This window comes from Calothrix sp. NIES-2100, from assembly GCF_963875285.1.
Lineage (GTDB): Bacteria > Cyanobacteriota > Cyanobacteriia > Cyanobacteriales > Nostocaceae > Aulosira.
In genome coordinates, this window is sequence record NZ_CAWNLA010000001.1 from 721,613 (window position 1) to 739,510 (window position 17,898).

The following is a 17,898-nucleotide window of genomic DNA, read 5'->3' on the forward strand; positions in this document are numbered from 1 at the left end:
TGGCTATGGCATAATTTCTGTGCAGGCTGCATAATCAGCATCGACAAATCAAGATTGTTCAATCCAACAAACCATATATCTATATATAGTTAACAACTAATGAGTGAAATACTAAAAATTGGTAACCGTACAATCACGGCTGAGGAACTGATACCCTTGTTAGCAAGCTACCAAATGCTGCCACAGTTGCGACGGGAATTAATTATTGATGCAGCGATCGCATCAATCGACTGTACCCCAGAAGAAATCACCTCTGCCAAACAGCAGTTTTTTGCTGAGAGACAGTTAAAATCAGAAGCCGAACTCAAAGCTTGGATGGAATATCAAGGTCTGGGAGCCAATCAACTAGAAGCGATGACTGTACGTAAGCTAAAAGTTGAAAAATTCAAGCACCTCACCTGGGGTAAAAAACTCGAAGCCTATTTTTTTCAATCTAAAGCAAAACTAGACAAAGTAATTTATTCTCTGTTGCGTACTCAAGATATCGGAATTGCTCAAGAGTTATACTTTCGCATTCAAGCCAAAGAGCAGACATTTGCAGACGTAGCGCGAGAATATTCACAAGGCCCAGAAGCGCAAACAGGTGGGTTAGTTGGCCCTGTTGAACTCAGCCAACTCCATCCAGCAATGGCGCAACTACTTTCTAACAATCAACCAGGCCTGGTTTTACCACCCAATCGCATCGGGGAATGGATTGTAATTGTGCAGTTGGAGAAATTTATCCCTGCTCAACTAGATGATTCGATGAGAATGCGCCTGTTGAATGAACTGTTTGAAGGTTGGATGAACGAACAGCAAAAGCAAATGATGTTATCTGCTAATTCATCAGATGATAGTTCATCTTTAAGCAGATTGGCGTAAGGGGATGTGCTTCGACTTCTCTGCGAGACGCTACGCGCTAAGCGGAGCTATGCCGCAGGCTTTACGCTCAGCAACCGGGGGATGAGGGGGACAAGGGAGTGTGGGAGGAAATGATCAAAAGGCTTCTCACCCCTCCCAATACCCAATGCCCCATGCCCCATGCCCAATGCCCATTAACTAAACTGTTGTGCATAAAATCGCGCATAGCGTCCATGAAGCGCTAACAGTTCTTCATGGGTTCCTGATTCGACAATTTGTCCCCGTTCCAGCACTAAAATCCGATCGCATCTTTTCACTGTACTTAATCTATGAGCAATAATAAATACAGTACGTCCTTGCATCAGTCTTTCTAAAGCCTCTTGTACCAAGGCTTCTGACTCGGAGTCTAGGGCTGATGTGGCTTCATCAAGTATCAAAATTTGCGGGTTGAGGAGAACAGCACGAGCGATCGCAATTCTTTGTCTTTGTCCCCCTGATAAATTCATCCCCCGTTCACCTACCCAAGTATCATAACCTTCGGGTAGCTGGGTAATAAACTGATGGGCATTAGCAATTTTTGCCGCTTCTTCTACAGCTGACATTTCAAAGGAATCTTGTCCAAAAGCGATATTTTGAGCAATAGTCCCAGAAAACATGATAGTTTCTTGGGGAACAATGCCGATTTGCCGCCGCAGACTATGGAGTGTGACATCGCGAATGTCCACGCCATCAATCAAGATTTGACCAGACACAGGATCGTAAAACCGGGGTAGAAGATTCACGAATGTGGTTTTCCCCGCACCAGAAGCACCCACAAGGGCGATCGCTTCTCCTGGTAATGCCAACAAACTGATATCTTTGATTACAGGTTCACCTCTTTTGTAAGCAAAAGCCACATGGTCATATTCCACCTTACCTTGTACAGGGGGAAGAGCGATCGCATTTGGCTTTTCTAATACCGTTGGTTGAATTGCCAATAATTCAAAAACTCGGTCAACTGATGCCTCACCCTGCTTAAATTCGTTGTAATTATTAGTAGTATGACCAATAGGATCAATTAATAACGCCGCCGCTGTTAAGTAGCTGAAAAACTCTCCCACCGTTAAATTGCGTTGGGAAATTTGCCAGCCTCCCACCATTAATAGTGATAAAGCACTCACAGCTTCTAAGAACCCGACGATGGGGATTTGAATCGCTTTGAGTCGTTCGGCTGAGTATTTAGCTTTGAGGCTGCGTTCTGCTTCATGGCTAAACCTAGCAATTTCATAGGTTTCGGCTGCAAAAGCCTGTACTAAACGAATCCCACTAAAAACTTCTGTCAGGATAGCCGATAAACTTGAGATCCGATTTTGGCTGCGACGAGAATATTTTTGTAACCGTTCGCCAAACCAACCAATCAAAATACCCATCAGTGGTGCGACAATTATGGTTGCTAGTGTGAGCTGCCAATTCAAGTAAATCATGTAGATAGGAATTGCTAGCAATTGCAACACACAGGGGATTAAGTCGTGAAATATTTTATTAACAACTTCCCCAATCCTGTCAACATCCTCAGTTAAGCGGTAAGATAAATCACCTGCTTTAGCGGTTTCAAAATAGCTCAGGTTGAGTTTTTGTAGATGGGCGTAGACTTGTTTACGGAGATGAAATGCTACTCTTAGAGCAGCTTGCGCCATGTAAATATCTTGCACAGACTGAAAAAATCCCCGGACAAGAAATACGACAGCGCAGATTCCAGCTATTTGTGCGATCGCTACTACATTACCGTCTCCAAAGGGAACTGCCAATTTACCTGCGAGATTAATCAGCGTTAATGTAGCCAGCACATATCCGAAAATGCCAATAAATCCCTTAGTGATAGTTTGCCACTGAGGTCGGATATAAGGTAGTAGTTGCCAATAATTAGATCGCGTTTTCAAGCTGTCACATCCACAATAATATTCTCCTTTGTTTGACGCTATCAGTTTTTGGGTAGTTTCTAAATAGTTATAGATAATTTCCGATTCAGGCTATTTTGCGATCGCCAAAGACTGCAAAAGGTCGAGGTTGAGAGAAGGCTGACTGATAAATTTAGCATAGGCTGTACTCAAGTACGGACGATATTCATCATGATTGGCAATATAAGTTTGCATGAAAGCAACACTCAAAGCACTCAGATAGCTAAAGAGATATTGAATCTCAACATATTTTAATTGAATTGCTATTTTACAACACTGAGCTAATAGACTGTTTTTGAGATTGTTGAGTTCTAAATTTTATCGAAAATTTAGGTGGTGCGATCGCATCCATTAGCTAAGTCAAGATGGCGCTGCAAAAGCGATCGCTCATCTCCTGTAGGATGCTTTCAAGCATTCAGAATCATCTGAAATGCTCTTGGATAGGTGAGTTAACGCTCTTGTGTATAAAGCTTGCATCATATTGCCGAAAATTTGGGTATGTTTAGGGATGCTTTTTTTGATTTAAATAGTACAATTGTTCTAGTAACAAACTTTATTTTCCAACTTCCACCAACTTGAGTGAAATCGCCTGTGAAGAAGAACCCAAGGCGATGGATTTGTAGTGCCAGGGAGTTTTTAGGAGGTCAACATTATGATCGCACAAGTACAGAGTGTAATTCCCACGCAAATTGACTCTAAAGCGATTGCAACATCAGAATTTGAGCAATATGTTGAAGAAAAACCTAACGCCCTCAAAAGTGTTGGTGGAGAAAAATATTCTTTCCTGACCTTGGCTGATGTTACCAAAACAATTTTACATCATGCCTTTTGGTTAGCTGAACAAAAACAAAAGCTTTCGCTCAAGCAGTACAAAAAGCTACTTGTTGACCGAGACTTCCGGGGTGAAGAAAAAAAGTATCTGAAGATTGCGGCGGTATTTGGTCAGTTTGCGCCCCAAGATTTAGCACAAATTGAACCTTTAACTGTATATCAGCTAGCAAATAACAGTAATAAGTACAAGCCAGTGATAGACGCACTGTTAGACTTAAGCGCGATTACCCAAGAAGCTGTACGTTCTTTAGTCAAAGAACATCGCAAACCCAAAGCACCAAAACCGGAAAAACCAAGTATTTGGCGGCGGACAAAGAATGGGGGACGGTATTGCCAAATTCCCGCAATTCACGAAGAGGATGAGCGTACAGGGGTAACTCTGCAAAGCATGATCGATACAGAAGGTTTAAGCGCTCAACAAATCGTCGCAGAAGCGGTAGCCTTGCGAAAGGCATATAAGGAAGGAAGGTTAGTTTTAGTAAAGGAAAACAAAAATTAATTTACAGCGTATTTCAGGTAAATGAGGTATGCCGGTAGGGGCACTGCCGTGCCCTTACAATTATTTGTACCTCACCAACTTGCAATCTGCTGTAAGGGAATTCCAAAAAATAAATGATTCTGCTTAAAGTTATTGACCGTTGACTGTTAACTGTGAACAGTCAACGGTCAACACTCAACAATTACTTCGGGAATATTTTTTTTACTTGAAAGTCTCTATATCTATCTAAATCTATAGTCGCTTCAACTTAATGGTAGAAGCACAATGTTTGCTTCATCTCTACTATTAAAACCGTAGAAATAAACCGCAGTCTAACTGTTGTGTAACTTATGGACTTTAAATACAGGTGGAAAAATGGCAGACCGCCAAGTCGAGATGAAGCAGCACGGACTCAGCATTTACTAGATGAGAGTCAGTTTGAAAGTAAGGAAGACCACAGGCTAGCGGAGGAAATGGCCAGAAAACATTTAAACGTACCTCTATCAACTCAAGACGAAGACCTTTCTGTATTGCCAAAAGCGGCTCCTCCTGAAGAGAAGCGGTAGAAGGGTATCTCATAGTTAAATGCGATCGCTAAACGTTACTCTTACCAAACAGCGATCGCATCCTGCTGACTAGCTGGTAAGCTTTTTAATTGGGCGATCGCTTTTGATTGGGACTACTCATGAGCAGATTCTCGTTGATCTAACTCTAGAAAAATTCCTTTAGCATTTAGAACTAAATCTTCATCAGATAAGGGCGGAAAGTCTAAATCAACCGTCCGCTTCAAAATCTCTAATACCAACTCTAGTCGCTCTGAGTCTGTCAATCTGTCAAAGGTATTGAGAAGTTCTTGTACTAAAGCAGTCATCATCTGTTTCCTAGACCTGTTCCCAGGATACCACGAGCTTTAGAGGGAGTTTTAGCCATTGCTTGCTCAAGCGGTTTTTACTAACAGAATTATTGCAGTGATCGCATTTTGCTGACCAGCTGGTAAGGTTTTTAATCGGGCGATCGCTTGTTCAAGCAACACTGATCGATGTGGTGTAACCAGTCAATACAATTCAATTGCAGCCCAATGCAATCAAATTGCAAACTAATACAATTCAATTACAGCCCGATGCAATCGCATTGCAGCCCAATGCAATCAAATTGCAGCCCGATGCAATCGTATTGCAGACCGATGCAATCGCATTACAGACCGATGCAATTCAATTGCAGCCCGATGCAATCGCATTGCAGACCGATGCAATCAAATTGCAGCCCGATGCAATAATATAATCAGCAGATGCGATCGCTCAACGTGACTCTTGCTAAACAGTAGTCGCGTAACTTCATATTGCAGCGATCGCAACTTGTTCACTAGCTGGTGTTTAATTAGGCGATCGCTTTGAAGAACAACTCGGTCATAGCGAGAGCAATCCTATAAAAGATATACCATCAATTATTCTCTTGTTCTACTGTGACAACTACCACCAATTATTCTGGCTCCTCTTGCTCTCCAGTCACAGTCCATTTCCACATTGCCATGAGAAACTGATTCAGCTTGTAATTCTCCTCATACCAGTCGATGGAATTACTCTTAATACCTTGCCAAACAATTGGATTTAGTTTGCTAACATCAGCCTGGTCGATACCGCAGAAAACAACCGATTGGTATTCCTCCATGAACACAAGTTTGTTATCTATCCATCCAATTTCCTCGATGGGTAGCAACTGATTGTGTTCCTTATTAATGCAATGTTGACCAGCTATAGCGTAATAATCAATAAGTGCTTTGGGAAGTGTTAACGCAGACTCTGCCAGCTTTGCTTGAACAAAATTATTTCCCAGACCATCTGATGGCTGTAGCGAAAAACCAAAAATCTCTTGAAATCTTCGCTTGTAATACTCTTTAAACATAGTTAATGCTGGGACGATCTAATTATGCTGAGAGTTAAATTAATATTTTAGTGGATCTGCTAGTTCAAGTTATCAGAGTGCAGTCTTGTTAATTATGCAAGAGTATTACAAAGAAGACCTCGCATTTATTCATGATGTCGGTTACAGTGACTATGCTCTCAAATCTGCTCCGGGGATATTAGAAATTCTAGCTGAAAATAATATCCGCGAAGGACTAATAGTAGATTTAGGTTGTGGTAGCGGCTTATCGGCGCAAGAGTTTACCAAAGCTGGGTATCATGTGTTGGGGATTGATATTTCTGAAGCAATGATTGCGATCGCCCGCGCCAGAGTGCCAAATGCCGAGTTTCGCATTGGTTCACTGTTTGAGGCAGAGATTCCGCCGTGTAATGCTGTAACATCAATTGGTGAATGTCTGAATTACCTGTTTGATCCTCATAGCGATCGCCAAACCCTAATAAGTCTGTTCCAACGTATCTATAGCGCCTTAACTCCTCTTGGTGTCTTCATCTTCGACATTGCAGAACCAGGACAGGTTACTCAAGGAACTACCAAAGGATTTACTGAAGGCGAGGATTGGGTAGTACTTGTTGAGAAGGAAGAAAATCAAGAACAAAGCATCTTAACCCGTCGGATTATTAGCTTTCGCAAACAGGGAGAACACTACAGACGCTCTGATGAAATACACCACCAACGGTTATATCAAGCAACGGATATTGCCAATCAACTCCATCAAGTTGGCTTTCAAGTTCAGACCATGCGTAGTTATGGTCAATATTCTCTGCCAAAAGCTCATTTAGCCTTCATCGCACGTAAAGTCAATAGTCAATAGTCATTGGTCAGTTGTCAGTTGTCAGTTGTCATTGCTCCTCCTTGTTCCCCTGTTCCCCGTGCTTTCCTTATCAAAGCCTAAACAACTGTGAAATTCACAATTGGCGTTATTGAATTTTGCGATTATAACTGAATAGTGAATTTACTGCTGTCCATAAGCTGCGCTCATGAATAGGGACAGATCATCTACCCAACGCTACGGGTTGGTCAAACTCTTCACCCGTTACAACGTTCAATCCGAGATCAGTGTGTCGTGAAGGATTTCAGTTGGTAATTCTTTTATACCTATCTGAAAAAACTAGTCACTATTCATCAGAATACGGTGGAGCTTGGACATTAGTGAATATTTCACACCTTTCATTTAGTAAGTAACAAAGGCTAGTAATCATCAATGTCAAATCTTATAAAGCCTTATATATCAAGGCTTGCATTTAATTTACGTATCTAGAAGAGCAATGTGTGCTTTGTACATCTTGTATTTATAGATACTTTAATATAGGATGAATCAACTCTAGTAGAATGTTAACTTTTTTTCAAAGTGTGAGGAATTTACTGTGATTCAAGAAAACTCAATAAGTATATTAGTACCCAAACCAGTTAAGTATATTTTTTCTAGTTTAGGAAAAACCTTAGTTACTAGTCTTTTGCTGACTACAGCTATATCCACCCATTCCGCAGTTGCTAAAGATAAGTTGATAGCTGACAACCCCAACAGTAAATTAAGTTCTGAAAATAAACCACAAGCGGATTCTGCCACTTTTGAAAGTGTTGCAGAGCAGGATATGGACTGGGAAAAGGTAGTTGTAGAACATGACAATCCCAGTGTTGAATTCAGTTCTTTTCCAATATCTCAAGCATCTGCTGCCAATTCTGATGTTGTGGAAAATCACAATGCAGACTTCAAGCAAAAACAACCTCAACTAATTGCGCAATCAGATTCTTCTGGAGCTGCGGGGGATACTTTAGGAGAAGCCAATCGATTACGCCAAGAGCTTTTTATTGAACCCATAGTCACCGAGATCCCCAGACCGCGAGCGGGAGCCGCACCAGGTTCTAGTGCTGGAACTCCTACCGCCTATGGTGCAAGTTGGGGTCAAGCCTTCATTGGTGCTGGCGGATTCATACCTTTCGATAAAGGAAAAGTAGATGGTTCCATAGCTGCTGGTTTTGGTCTAGGAGATGCAGTTAAATCCGTAGGGCTGGAAATTGACTTTAACATTTACAGCGTCGGTGGTCAAAAGGAATTGTTAGGCGACTTTGGCGAAAGTGGAGGTATTGGTTTCAAATTACATAAATATTTTGCTGACGGTACAGCAGTTGCTGTGGGTTGGTCGAACCCAATTACATGGGGAGAAGGAAATAGGGCTAGAGATACTATCTATGGAGTAGTTACTAAGGCATTTTACTTGCAGCCAAATAGCCCCAATAATAAATTACCTTTGACTGTTTCTGTTGGTCTTGGTAGTGGTGCTTTTCGCTCCTTAGGCGCACAGAGAGATCGCTCCAGTGATAATCCACCAAATTTATTCGGTAGTTTAGGTTTACGAGTAATACCTGAAGCATCTGTAGTAGCTAGCTGGACAGGAAGTGCTTTGAATTTGGGTGCATCTTTTGCTCCTTTAAAAGATACCCCTGTAGTGATCAACACTATTTTCACAGATGTCACTGGCACCGCGACTAACACTTCTGGTTTTAGTGTAAGCGCTGGGTATATTTTCCAGTTCTAATTTCCACATTTTATTGCTGATTAAATTTGAAACAAAAACATGAACAAGCAAAAATTCTCTTTAAGTCTGAGTTTGGTATTAGTATTATCGAGTTCTTTGGTAGTTGCATCTAATAGAGCGGATGCTAGTCCATTTCAGAGTTTAGGAAACACCACAGATTCATCAGGTTTCTCTGGCGATACTTTTACTCCTGGTGGTGTGGGAACATCAGCCCAACCCAATATACTACCAGGTACCAATGTAGAAATTAGCCCAAGTGGAAAAATTGTCGTATCAGAAGCAGTTCAAAATAGAGTGAATGGCATTGCTAGTGAAATCAAGGGCGAAGCACGGGATATTAATGATTGCTTAGCTGCTGTTGCCAGTGTTTTGTTCGGGGGAGGTTGTGCGCCACAAGCAAAGGAGCAAGTCCAATCAACTCTAGAAAGTTATCAAGTTAGACCAGAATTAGCAAAAGCATTTGTCGATTCAGTATCAGGTTTGTTAGCCAATGGAAATGTGGATATTACGCAATTGAATATTGCTATTAATAATTGGAATAATATAGTGAAACAACTTAACCCTAGTGACCTGCAAAAGGTTAAAGATAACCGAGATTTTGAACAACTAACAAGAAATTTGAAGCGATTAAGAGCAGGTTTGAAGAAACTCCTTTAAAACTTTGGGACTAAAGCAGCATGTTATATCTTTTTAGTGTTGAGGCGGTCAATAGTCAATGGTAAAGAAATTCTAGACTATGGACTATGGACTATGGACTATTGACAAACCCAACCTTAATTTATTGTGCAAGTTGCTTACGTCCTAAATTTGAGAAGATAATTTAGCCCACAGGCGATCGCTTGTGGGCTAAGTATTTACACTTTAAAAAATGTAATCATTTATTTGAGTAATTTCCTACTTCATACTTCAGCCTTACTAGAGGGAGGCATAATCACTTTTTTAGCTAAACCTAAGGTCTTCAAAGCTTGGATACTCCACCAAGTAATATCAATTTCCCACCAAGAAAATCCTGATTTGGCAACATGGGGATAAGTATGATGGTTGTTGTGCCATCCTTCACCATAAGTTACCAAGGATACCCACCAAAGATTGCGGGAATCGTCGCTAGCATCAAAGGTACGATAGCCCCATTTGTGGGTTGCTGAGTTCACAAACCAAGTTGAGTGCCATAGTAAGACGGCTCGCACAAACATGCCATAGATGACAAAAGACCAACCACCTAAAGCATATAACAATAAACCCAAGGGGATTTGCAATAGCAGGAAGTAGCGATCTAACCAACGGTAAAATGGTTGACGTGCTAGATCTGGGGCATATTTTTGATATCTTTCGGCATCAAAGAACTCTGTGCGTGGGTAAAAAATCCATAACATATGACTCCACCAAAACCCTCTTTTGGCAGAGTAAGGGTCTAAATTAATATCTTCAGTGTGGGCGTGATGCTGGCGGTGTCCACCAACCCAGAATATCGGCCCGCCTTGTAAAGCTAAAGCGCCAATAAAGGCGATCGCATATTCTAACCACTTTGGTACTTGGAAACTCCGATGCGAGAGTAGTCGGTGATATCCCAAACAAATCCCAATGCTTCCGAATAACCAGTGCAAAAACAGCATTGTACCTAATGCTGACCAAGAGAAAAACCAAGGAGCTAGAAGAGCTAACAGATGAACTGTACCGAAAAATATTACATTCGTCCAACTTAGCCTTGATGTTCCTTGTTCAGGGGCGAACGCTGGAAATTTTGCAGTCATAAAAATTCCTGTTGATGAACAATGAAGCGATCTGCTTTTTGGGGATTTACTCTTGCATTGGGTGTATTTGGCTATTGCGCTTCACAACCGACAAGGGATTTACCCGTTCTGTATAACTTGGTTACAGTAAGGTAGAGCAAGTATCACTTACATTTGTATCTTAACAACTCTCTACTTTATATGCAAGTGGCACTTGCATGATTTTTATGGCATCTCCCACCCATTCAGCTCGTCAACGTCTGATTCAAGCAGCGCTGGAACTGTTTACTGCTCAAGGCGTCAGTAGTACTACAACCCGCCAAATTGCCGAAAAGGCAGAAGTGAACGAAGTCACGTTATTTCGGCATTTTGGCAATAAACATGGACTGCTTTTAGCTGTTTTGGAAGAATCTGCAACTTTCAAAAATTTAGGTGAATCGTTAGTAAGACGCGCCAGTCCTCCTGGTAGCGTCTATCAAGCTCTCAAGGATTATGCAAGTGATAACTTGCTTGCATTAGAACGAGTACCAGAATTAGTCAGATCTGTAGTCGGTGAAGCCGATCAATACCCAGCAGAAAACCGCCGCGCTTTGGGAAGAGGTTTAACAGAAGCTAACCGCTATGTCGCCCAGTACTTAGCTACGGTAATTCAGCAGGGACATTTAAATACCTATCTACCGGCAGAAAAATTAGCCAGTTTGCTGAATGGAATGCTGTTAGGCTACGCTGTCATTGAATTTACTAGCGAATTTCATGAACTTTGGGAAGACAGAGATGATTTTCTGGAGAATTTGGTTGAGTTGTTTTTACGTGGTGCGATGTCCCCTTCCCCAGAATCAGCAATTAATAATTCGTTAGAAAGTGCTATCACCACAGAGGTGGCTGATTTACCTGCTACTTTAGTCCACGAAATTCTTCGACAAGCTAGGAGATTGGGACTACAAGATTATGCTTTGGCATATATATTATTTGGTGCTGGCTTATCCCCCACAGAAATAGTTAGCTTACAGCGATCGCACCAAATTTATGATGAACAAGGGCACTTTTTGCAAATTACCACTCCCGGATTAGTCCGCCAAGTACCTGTGAATCAATGGATTCTGGGGAAACACTATGGTTCCTATACTAACAATCCCTTAATCAAATGGCTCAAAAGTCGTAAAGATAGTCAACTTGCAATGTTTCTGGGCACATCAGGAGAACCAATCTCTGATGCAGAAATTCACAGTCATTGGGAAATATGGACTCAAGGAATGTTAACACCCCAAGGAGAACCACCAGCGATCGCCCAAGCACAACACACCTGGCGAGTAGAAATGTTAATGCGCGGTATCAGCTTAGAAAACTTGAGCATACTCACTGGTTGCGATCGCTCTCAATTACAACCCTATGCTCGCAGATCCAGAGAAAAAGCTGCACTAGAACAAGCTACCAGTTTAGATCGTAAACCGACTTAAGGAGGCACGGAGGCAGGGGAGATGAGGGGGACAAGGGAGACAAGGGAGATGAGGGGAAAATAGCAATTACCAATGCCCAATGACCAATGACAAATGACCATTGACCATTGACTATTGACTCTTGACCCTTGACCATATTTCAATAATTTATTCTTTGGAATAATTTCCTCTCTTATGCCTTGTTCTGCCACTTTAAATCAACTGGTTGAAATTCTTTTAGCCCAGCCTGTAAACTTATCAGCCGCCACTTTAGCGCAATTGGGTAGCGGTATCCAAACAGACACTCGTATCCTCAAGCCTGGTGAAGTGTTTGTGGCTTTGCGAGGTGAAAAGTTTGATGGACATGAGTTTGTCTCCACAGCGATCGCTAAAGGTGCGATCGCGGCAATTGTTGATTTTGCCTACGAAAACCCTGGATTTCCGGTATTACAGGTAGAAAATACTCTGGAGGCGTATCAGAAAATTGCCCGCTGGTGGCGCGATCGCTTTGATATTCCGGTGATTGGGGTAACAGGTTCTGTAGGTAAAACTACGACAAAAGAACTCATCGCCGCAGTTTTGGCAACTCAAGGACGAGTCCACAAAACTTACGGAAATTACAATAACGAAATCGGTGTACCAAAAACTCTTTTAGAACTAAGTCCAGAACATGATTACGCTGTGATTGAAATGGCGATGCGGGGTAAAGGACAAATTGCTGAACTGACGCACATCGCTAATCCCACAATCGGCGTAATTACCAACGTTGGCACGGCGCATATTGAGTTACTCGGTTCCGAAGCGGCGATCGCTCAAGCTAAATGTGAGTTATTAGCCGAAATGCCCAAAGATAGCGTCGCGATTCTCAACCAGGATAATCCGCTATTAATTTCCACAGCCGCCACAGTTTGGCAAGGAGAAGTCATAACTTACGGCTTATCTGGTGGCGATATTCAAGGACAGGTAATGGATCATGAAACTTTGGCAGTAGGGGGAATGCAGCTACCTCTACCTTTAAGAGGTCGTCACAATGCCACAAATTTCTTAGCCGCTTTGGCAGTAGCTAGGGTTGTCGGCATTGATTGGGCTACTTTGCAAAATGGTGTAAATGTTGATATGCCCACAGGGCGATCGCAGCGTTTTGCTTTAGCCAACGATGTGGTAATCTTAGATGAAACATATAATGCTGCACCAGAAGCTATGCTCGCAGCGTTACAATTATTAGCAGACACACCAGGAAAACGGAAGATTGCAGTGTTAGGGGCGATGAAAGAATTAGGAGAGCGATCGCCGCAATTGCACCAGCGAGTTGGCGAAACAGTACAGAAATTGCAACTAGATGGGTTATTAGTGTTGGTAGATGGAACCGATGCCGAAGCGATCGCCAAAAGTGCCGCAGGTGTACCCTCAGAATGCTTTGCCACTCATGCCGAACTAGTGGCGAGATTAAAGACATTTGTGCAAGCAGGCGATCGTTTATTGTTCAAAGCTGCCCATTCTGTGGGATTGGATCAAGTTGTTAATCAGTTGCGTGCGGAATTCGCTAACTGAGATTTGTAGTCACCAATAATGGGTTATAGGTAATGAAAAATTGCTAATGGCTAATGGTGCAATTAGTCATTAGCTTTTTACTTTGCTCTTTGTCCCCTTCTGCCCTTGCTTTTTTGTCTTGTCCTTATCTCGTCTCATTGATTGCAGCGAGTGCTTCTAATGGCGAAATATTATCATCAATTACAGCCATAATACAGCGCAAATAGGTATTCATAACCTGGACATTAGCATGAACGATCTGAGCAATCAATGCGGAGTCTAAACGACTCCCCTCTACATCAATGCTAGTCTTGTAGCGAATTTCTCCATCATCGAAATCCATCTCAAAATTGCCAATAGGCAAACTGTAGTTGATCCGAGTAATCAACTCTGCTACTGTCAATCGCTTAGTGATGGGTGCATTGACTGGAGAGACAGAAAAAAAGAGAAATTGCTCATCCTCTTCTTTAGCTTTGGCATAGCAAACCCATTGCTCAGTATCGCCTTGGAATCTCATTTGTAATATAAGGCGATCGCTTTGCACCGAAAAATCCCAATCATCCTCAGTCAAAAAATCTACAATTGCATCAAAAATATTACCCATTTTATCAGTCTTCTACTTACATTGAGTTAACTTGAGCGCATTAAAGTTCTCTCATATACACCCAAAGCTCACTATCTTTCGATTCTGTACGGACTACCTCAAAGCGGACGCCCGGTGCAAATAAAACTTCCTGTTCATCAGGCTTCGTTGAAAGCAACTCTACTGACTTCCCAGTTTTGATATCGGAAATTTCATAGATTATGTCAAATTTCTCTCCCTCAGGAGCTTTTTTCGTAGCGTCTTTAGTGGTTGATGTACTCGTTGGATAGGTTCTAAAGTCTACTTTTCCTACTGGATAATTTGATTGAGCATACCATTTCCTATAGTCCTCAGTTTGATTTTTCAAATCTTGTTTTGATTGTTCTCCGCGATATACTTTTCCTTGATAAGCAGGCAACTTATCAAGTCCAGAGATCAGAGCCTTGAGCATCGGATTAGCAAAGCGCAGTGTTGAGATCTGCCCACCACCTTCAGTCTCCCATTCAGTTGCTTTTGGATTGCTGAAGTCATCCTTCTTAAAATCTTTTGTTTCAAGGCTAGCTGTAGCTTCTATAAGCGGTTTGTAAAACGTCCCAGTATACTGCATAATTGCTCCTAGCTCTTTTTCATCTAATTGCTTTAAATTACGAACATTTTTCGTCAGGTTAGCTGCTTCTTCCCATTCTGTTGTAATTAGCTTCACAATAGATTTTTTGACATCAGTTGATAAAGCATTAAATTGTAAATTCTCCAATAATTCGGTAATTAATCTTATTGCTTCTTCGAGATTACTGGTTTGAACTAGCGATTTATCAATTGTATCGCTCATGTTCTTAGCATTAACCATCGGTTGAGTATGTTTATTAGATTTTAGGTCGTTTAGAATAATGTTTTGGATCTGGTTTTTAAGTGACTTTGCTTGCGCATTAACCTTAAGTGATTCCGTTGCCGTTTTTCCTGCCCAGTAAGAATCTTTCTCAGATTCAAGAGGACGAGGAACTTCTAATTCACTCAAGTTTTTAGGAGTGAGTTGCCTTGATTTACCAGTACGTTCTCGATCCTCATGAGAAACCATTAACTCAGCAAAATCAGCTAAGTATTGCTGACCCTCTAACAAACGAACATTGGGGTGATAGTGGCGAACCAAAGCCGCAAGGAATAAATCTGCTTGACGACCAAAAACGTTAGTTAGCAGTTGATTCATTGGACTTCTTTTAAGGCTTGCCATCTTTATTTTGTTGTCTGTATCCGATTGATTAAATCCTGTGTTATTGACCTCTTTTTGGAATTCTTGTAAATTGTAGATGGCATAAATTTGCAGAAGTTTAGGCAACTTTTCAACATATCCACGAGGAATACCTGCATCAACTATGTCATTAAACACCTGTTTTGTGTGATAATGAGTAAGCAAATTAGCTAGGATGATATCTCCTTGTGGGCTACCAAAGTTTTGACGAAGTAGTGGTTCCCCAGAGAGTAGATTAATTAACCCGAAATTGTTGTTATAAGAACCAGGGTTGCCACTGTTATCAAATGAAATATTTTTAACTAAAAATTGGAATTTCTGTAACTCATATATTTCATAATCTTCCCGGTTGTCAATGTATTCTCCAGGAATACCTACTGTGACTAATTCTTTTTTTATCTCTGAAGGATTCTGATTAATTTCTAAGACAGAAATTTTAGATGATGTCTTGTAGCTTGGAAGTCCACCCAAATAATTATTTATAGTTACTACACCATGATGCTTATCCATCAGTGTTTTGAGCATTAATTCGCTATGAGCTGGGAATTTACGAGCTAGATATAGAAACGCAGAATCTTCTTTTAAGTTTCTCAAAATGTGCTTGTTGTTCTTCCCTGAATTATTACTTCTAGTTTTGTCAAATTGAGTTGTTTTGACGACAATATCTAATTGATATAGTTCCGTGATATCCCGTTCGCTCATTTGATCTGTAATCGTTTTAGGAATATCACTCAAAGAAACTAGGTCATCCTTGTATTGATCTACTGACTTGTCAGGTTCTGTCAATCCTGCGGCTAACTTGTTTTTATATTCTTTAGACAGGAAATAGCTGGGGAATTGCTTTTCAGGTAACAACTCCTTAATTTTTTTAATTTCCATCGGTTTAAAATTTTGAGAGTCTTCATACTCACTACCAATTTTGTTTTCATCAATATAGAAAGGTAGTCCATAATTTTTTGCCGCTATCATAATTTCGTAAAAACTATGATCTCGGTTAGAAAGCATCCAACCCACAAGAGCCAAACGCAGTTTCAACTTGTCGTTTTGATCCAAACCCAAATTATTAGCCGCATGTAATAATAGGTCAGTAGAACCGGAAATACCTGCTTCTAGCCGTGCTTTAATTTTAGTAGCTTGCTTATCGACTTCAGAGTTGAGGATAACGTCATAATACTCTCTTCCCTGCTCCCAAAAAATTTTGGTATCTTTTTTGTCTGCGTTAAATTTATTTTTTGCGATCCAATTAGCAATTTTTGGAACAGTCTTGCCTGTAGTACTGTGGTACTGTTCGATTTCTGGTATTGTCAGATCTTTAACATCACCAACTTTTAATGTTCGCTTTTCCTCTGTCAACAAATCATCACTCTGTCCCCCACGCCGATATTTGTTGGCTTTATTAAGTTCAGGCGATAAGCCATGAACCTCACTGAATGTATCCGGTGCAAAGACGCTAATTTTCTCATTCTGACGCAATGGAGAAGTCCATTTTCTTTTTTCTGCAATATCACTAATCTTTTTTTGGCGACTACTCTTATCTTTCTCTAAAATCGTTTTCAGACCAGATGCTTCAGAAAATCCAGGTTGGACTGCTTCTTCTGTTAATTGAGATTCCCAGTTCGGATCTTGTGTCAGACGATTGCCAGATGTATAAATTTTTTGAGGAGCTTTTATCCCTTTAACTGCTCTTTCAAGTTCAAGGGCTGCTATTTCCAGATATTTCGATAAATTATTGTTGGAAATTACATTATAAATAAGGTGGAGTTTTGTACGCAGCGGCTGATTATATTTATCGTTGAGTACTTTCTTGATATTTTCTGCTGTTTTGTTAAAAGCACCATAGTATTTTTCTGTATTTGCAGAAGTAAACTCACGGACATAAACATCATCTTTTTGGGCTTCTTTCCCTGTTGCTTTAGCCCAAGCATCAACGATTTGCTTGACCATATCTAGCATTTTGTTGACAATTTCATGGGCAGTCGGCTCTTTGGAAATCATCGGCCCCATCTTGAATTCTAGTTCTTCTGTTTTCTGGGTATAAGTCCGTTCTGCCTGAGAATCGACTCGCGTTTTACCCATTGGACTTAAAGATTCATAACTGCGTTGAATCCCTGCTGCTGGTTTGGCTTGAACTTTGACTTGCTTACCTTCGGCTACTTGGTTAGCAATAACATCGGCTTCTTGTTCATCTGTAGAATTTGGATCGCTGACCTCTGACTTACCTTGTACTGCATTTTGTACACCAAATCTACGATTCTGGACTACATGTGTTAATTCGTGAGCAACAAGTTTTTTGTCAGGATTATTGGAGGCGAAAGCTATTTTTTCACCCTGAGTAGCAGCTCTAGCACTCAGTTGTTTCATCTGAACCGATTGTCCAAGATACATCTTTACGCCTGAAAAATTTTCTCCAAACGCATCCTCCATTTCAGGGCGAAAGGCAATCTGGCTTGGTTGACCTTTTGTCGCTTCACTAAAGGAGGTCAATGAATCTTCAACTGAAGGATAACTATTGGCATCAGAAGCAATTTTTTCCTGATTATCTTGGACTTCGGGTTGCTCCGCTTTACCTATTTGTTGAATCCCTGGTTCTACTATCTGATGAACTGAATGAAGTGGCAACCGACTAAAATCATGATTAAAGCGTGACTCCGTGAAGCCTTTTTCCCCTGCCTTCTGTGTCTGATCTATCTCTTGTTCTGGAATTACACGCACCGCCGCACGCTGCAAAATCCAACTTCCCGATGATGTATCTCCCTCAGAGGGCTGATTCGTCTGATTTAATGATTGACGGTTCATTTTAGTAGCCCTTTATCAATAGCCTGATACT

Annotated in this window: 16 protein-coding genes; 9 read left to right on the plus strand and 7 right to left on the minus strand. The window is 41.1% G+C overall.

What is annotated here, in order from left to right:
* Positions 1-99 precede the first annotated feature (99 nt).
* Positions 100-861 (plus strand): peptidylprolyl isomerase, encoded by a 762-nt coding sequence (locus AACU32_RS02890; protein WP_096597695.1) that lies wholly within the window; start codon positions 100-102, stop codon positions 859-861.
* A 173-nt stretch (positions 862-1,034) separates the two neighbouring features.
* Here the strand turns inward: AACU32_RS02890 and AACU32_RS02895 are convergent, their stop codons facing one another.
* Together AACU32_RS02895 and AACU32_RS02900 are read right to left on the minus strand one after the other, a co-directional pair.
* A complete protein-coding gene (locus AACU32_RS02895; RefSeq protein WP_096597697.1) occupies positions 1,035-2,759 on the minus strand; it encodes an ABC transporter ATP-binding protein in 1,725 nt (574 codons plus the stop codon).
* A gap of 90 nt (positions 2,760-2,849) precedes the next feature.
* On the minus strand, positions 2,850-2,972 hold the full coding sequence (locus tag AACU32_RS02900; RefSeq protein WP_339377448.1) for a hypothetical protein: 123 nt from the start codon (positions 2,970-2,972) through the stop codon (positions 2,850-2,852).
* Positions 2,973-3,429: 457 nt separating this feature from the next.
* Here AACU32_RS02900 and AACU32_RS02905 point away from each other — a divergent pair, with 457 nt between their 5' ends.
* Together AACU32_RS02905 and AACU32_RS02910 are read left to right on the plus strand one after the other, a co-directional pair.
* Positions 3,430-4,107: a hypothetical protein gene (locus AACU32_RS02905; RefSeq protein WP_096597699.1), complete on the plus strand. Its 678-nt coding sequence runs from the start codon at positions 3,430-3,432 to the stop codon at positions 4,105-4,107.
* Positions 4,108-4,436: 329 nt separating this feature from the next.
* Entirely contained in the window at positions 4,437-4,652 is a 216-nt protein-coding gene (locus tag AACU32_RS02910) for a bromodomain-containing protein (RefSeq protein ID WP_096597701.1), read from the plus strand.
* Between the two features lie 113 nt (positions 4,653-4,765).
* On the opposite strand, the gene AACU32_RS02915 is transcribed toward AACU32_RS02910, so the two are convergent.
* Entirely contained in the window at positions 4,766-4,960 is a 195-nt protein-coding gene (locus AACU32_RS02915; protein ID WP_339377449.1) for a hypothetical protein, read from the minus strand.
* Between the two features lie 194 nt (positions 4,961-5,154).
* Between AACU32_RS02915 and AACU32_RS02920 the strand changes: the two genes are divergently transcribed.
* On the plus strand, positions 5,155-5,367 hold the full coding sequence (locus AACU32_RS02920) for a hypothetical protein (protein WP_096597705.1): 213 nt from the start codon (positions 5,155-5,157) through the stop codon (positions 5,365-5,367).
* Positions 5,368-5,565: 198 nt separating this feature from the next.
* Here AACU32_RS02920 and AACU32_RS02925 read toward each other — a convergent pair whose 3' ends face one another.
* The gene (locus AACU32_RS02925) at positions 5,566-5,988 is read right to left on the minus strand and encodes a hypothetical protein (protein ID WP_096597707.1); all 423 of its coding nucleotides are present in this window, start codon (positions 5,986-5,988) and stop codon (positions 5,566-5,568) included.
* 94 nt (positions 5,989-6,082) lie between these two features.
* Between AACU32_RS02925 and AACU32_RS02930 the strand changes: the two genes are divergently transcribed.
* The 3 genes from AACU32_RS02930 (at position 6,083) to AACU32_RS02940 (ending at position 9,203) form a co-directional block, all read left to right on the plus strand.
* Positions 6,083-6,820 (plus strand): class I SAM-dependent methyltransferase, encoded by a 738-nt coding sequence (locus AACU32_RS02930; RefSeq protein ID WP_096597709.1) that lies wholly within the window; start codon positions 6,083-6,085, stop codon positions 6,818-6,820.
* 553 nt (positions 6,821-7,373) lie between these two features.
* The gene (locus tag AACU32_RS02935; RefSeq protein ID WP_339377450.1) at positions 7,374-8,546 is read left to right on the plus strand and encodes a hypothetical protein; all 1,173 of its coding nucleotides are present in this window, start codon (positions 7,374-7,376) and stop codon (positions 8,544-8,546) included.
* A 39-nt stretch (positions 8,547-8,585) separates the two neighbouring features.
* The gene (locus AACU32_RS02940; RefSeq protein WP_096597711.1) at positions 8,586-9,203 is read left to right on the plus strand and encodes a hypothetical protein; all 618 of its coding nucleotides are present in this window, start codon (positions 8,586-8,588) and stop codon (positions 9,201-9,203) included.
* Positions 9,204-9,445: 242 nt separating this feature from the next.
* Here the strand turns inward: AACU32_RS02940 and AACU32_RS02945 are convergent, their stop codons facing one another.
* Complete coding sequence (locus tag AACU32_RS02945) at positions 9,446-10,297, minus strand: acyl-CoA desaturase (RefSeq protein WP_096597713.1); 852 nt, start codon at positions 10,295-10,297, stop codon at positions 9,446-9,448.
* Between the two features lie 206 nt (positions 10,298-10,503).
* On the opposite strand from AACU32_RS02945, the gene AACU32_RS02950 reads away from it, so the two are divergent.
* Both AACU32_RS02950 and AACU32_RS02955 read left to right on the plus strand, forming a co-directional pair.
* Positions 10,504-11,733 (plus strand): TetR family transcriptional regulator, encoded by a 1,230-nt coding sequence (locus tag AACU32_RS02950; RefSeq protein ID WP_096607830.1) that lies wholly within the window; start codon positions 10,504-10,506, stop codon positions 11,731-11,733.
* Positions 11,734-11,907: 174 nt separating this feature from the next.
* Entirely contained in the window at positions 11,908-13,263 is a 1,356-nt protein-coding gene (locus AACU32_RS02955) for a UDP-N-acetylmuramoyl-tripeptide--D-alanyl-D-alanine ligase (RefSeq protein ID WP_096597715.1), read from the plus strand.
* 124 nt (positions 13,264-13,387) lie between these two features.
* On the opposite strand, the gene AACU32_RS02960 is transcribed toward AACU32_RS02955, so the two are convergent.
* Both AACU32_RS02960 and AACU32_RS02965 read right to left on the minus strand, forming a co-directional pair.
* Positions 13,388-13,846: a YbjN domain-containing protein gene (locus AACU32_RS02960; RefSeq protein ID WP_096597717.1), complete on the minus strand. Its 459-nt coding sequence runs from the start codon at positions 13,844-13,846 to the stop codon at positions 13,388-13,390.
* Positions 13,847-13,886: 40 nt separating this feature from the next.
* Positions 13,887-17,867: an eCIS core domain-containing protein gene (locus tag AACU32_RS02965; protein ID WP_096597719.1), complete on the minus strand. Its 3,981-nt coding sequence runs from the start codon at positions 17,865-17,867 to the stop codon at positions 13,887-13,889.
* Positions 17,868-17,898: the final 31 nt, after the last annotated feature.

Excerpts from the sequence above, each read along its gene's own strand:
- AACU32_RS02890 (WP_096597695.1), top strand. The coding sequence starts at position 100 with ATGAGTGAAATACTAAAAATTGGTAACCGTACAATCACGGCTGAGGAA.
- AACU32_RS02900 (WP_339377448.1), bottom strand. The coding sequence starts at position 2,972 with ATGCAAACTTATATTGCCAATCATGATGAATATCGTCCGTACTTGAGT.
- AACU32_RS02905 (WP_096597699.1), top strand. The coding sequence starts at position 3,430 with ATGATCGCACAAGTACAGAGTGTAATTCCCACGCAAATTGACTCTAAA.
- AACU32_RS02910 (WP_096597701.1), top strand. The coding sequence starts at position 4,437 with ATGGACTTTAAATACAGGTGGAAAAATGGCAGACCGCCAAGTCGAGAT.
- AACU32_RS02915 (WP_339377449.1), bottom strand. The coding sequence starts at position 4,960 with ATGATGACTGCTTTAGTACAAGAACTTCTCAATACCTTTGACAGATTG.
- AACU32_RS02925 (WP_096597707.1), bottom strand. The coding sequence starts at position 5,988 with ATGTTTAAAGAGTATTACAAGCGAAGATTTCAAGAGATTTTTGGTTTT.
- AACU32_RS02930 (WP_096597709.1), top strand. The coding sequence starts at position 6,083 with ATGCAAGAGTATTACAAAGAAGACCTCGCATTTATTCATGATGTCGGT.
- AACU32_RS02940 (WP_096597711.1), top strand. The coding sequence starts at position 8,586 with ATGAACAAGCAAAAATTCTCTTTAAGTCTGAGTTTGGTATTAGTATTA.
- AACU32_RS02945 (WP_096597713.1), bottom strand. The coding sequence starts at position 10,297 with ATGACTGCAAAATTTCCAGCGTTCGCCCCTGAACAAGGAACATCAAGG.
- AACU32_RS02950 (WP_096607830.1), top strand. The coding sequence starts at position 10,504 with ATGGCATCTCCCACCCATTCAGCTCGTCAACGTCTGATTCAAGCAGCG.
- AACU32_RS02955 (WP_096597715.1), top strand. The coding sequence starts at position 11,908 with ATGCCTTGTTCTGCCACTTTAAATCAACTGGTTGAAATTCTTTTAGCC.
- AACU32_RS02960 (WP_096597717.1), bottom strand. The coding sequence starts at position 13,846 with ATGGGTAATATTTTTGATGCAATTGTAGATTTTTTGACTGAGGATGAT.
- AACU32_RS02965 (WP_096597719.1), bottom strand. The coding sequence starts at position 17,867 with ATGAACCGTCAATCATTAAATCAGACGAATCAGCCCTCTGAGGGAGAT.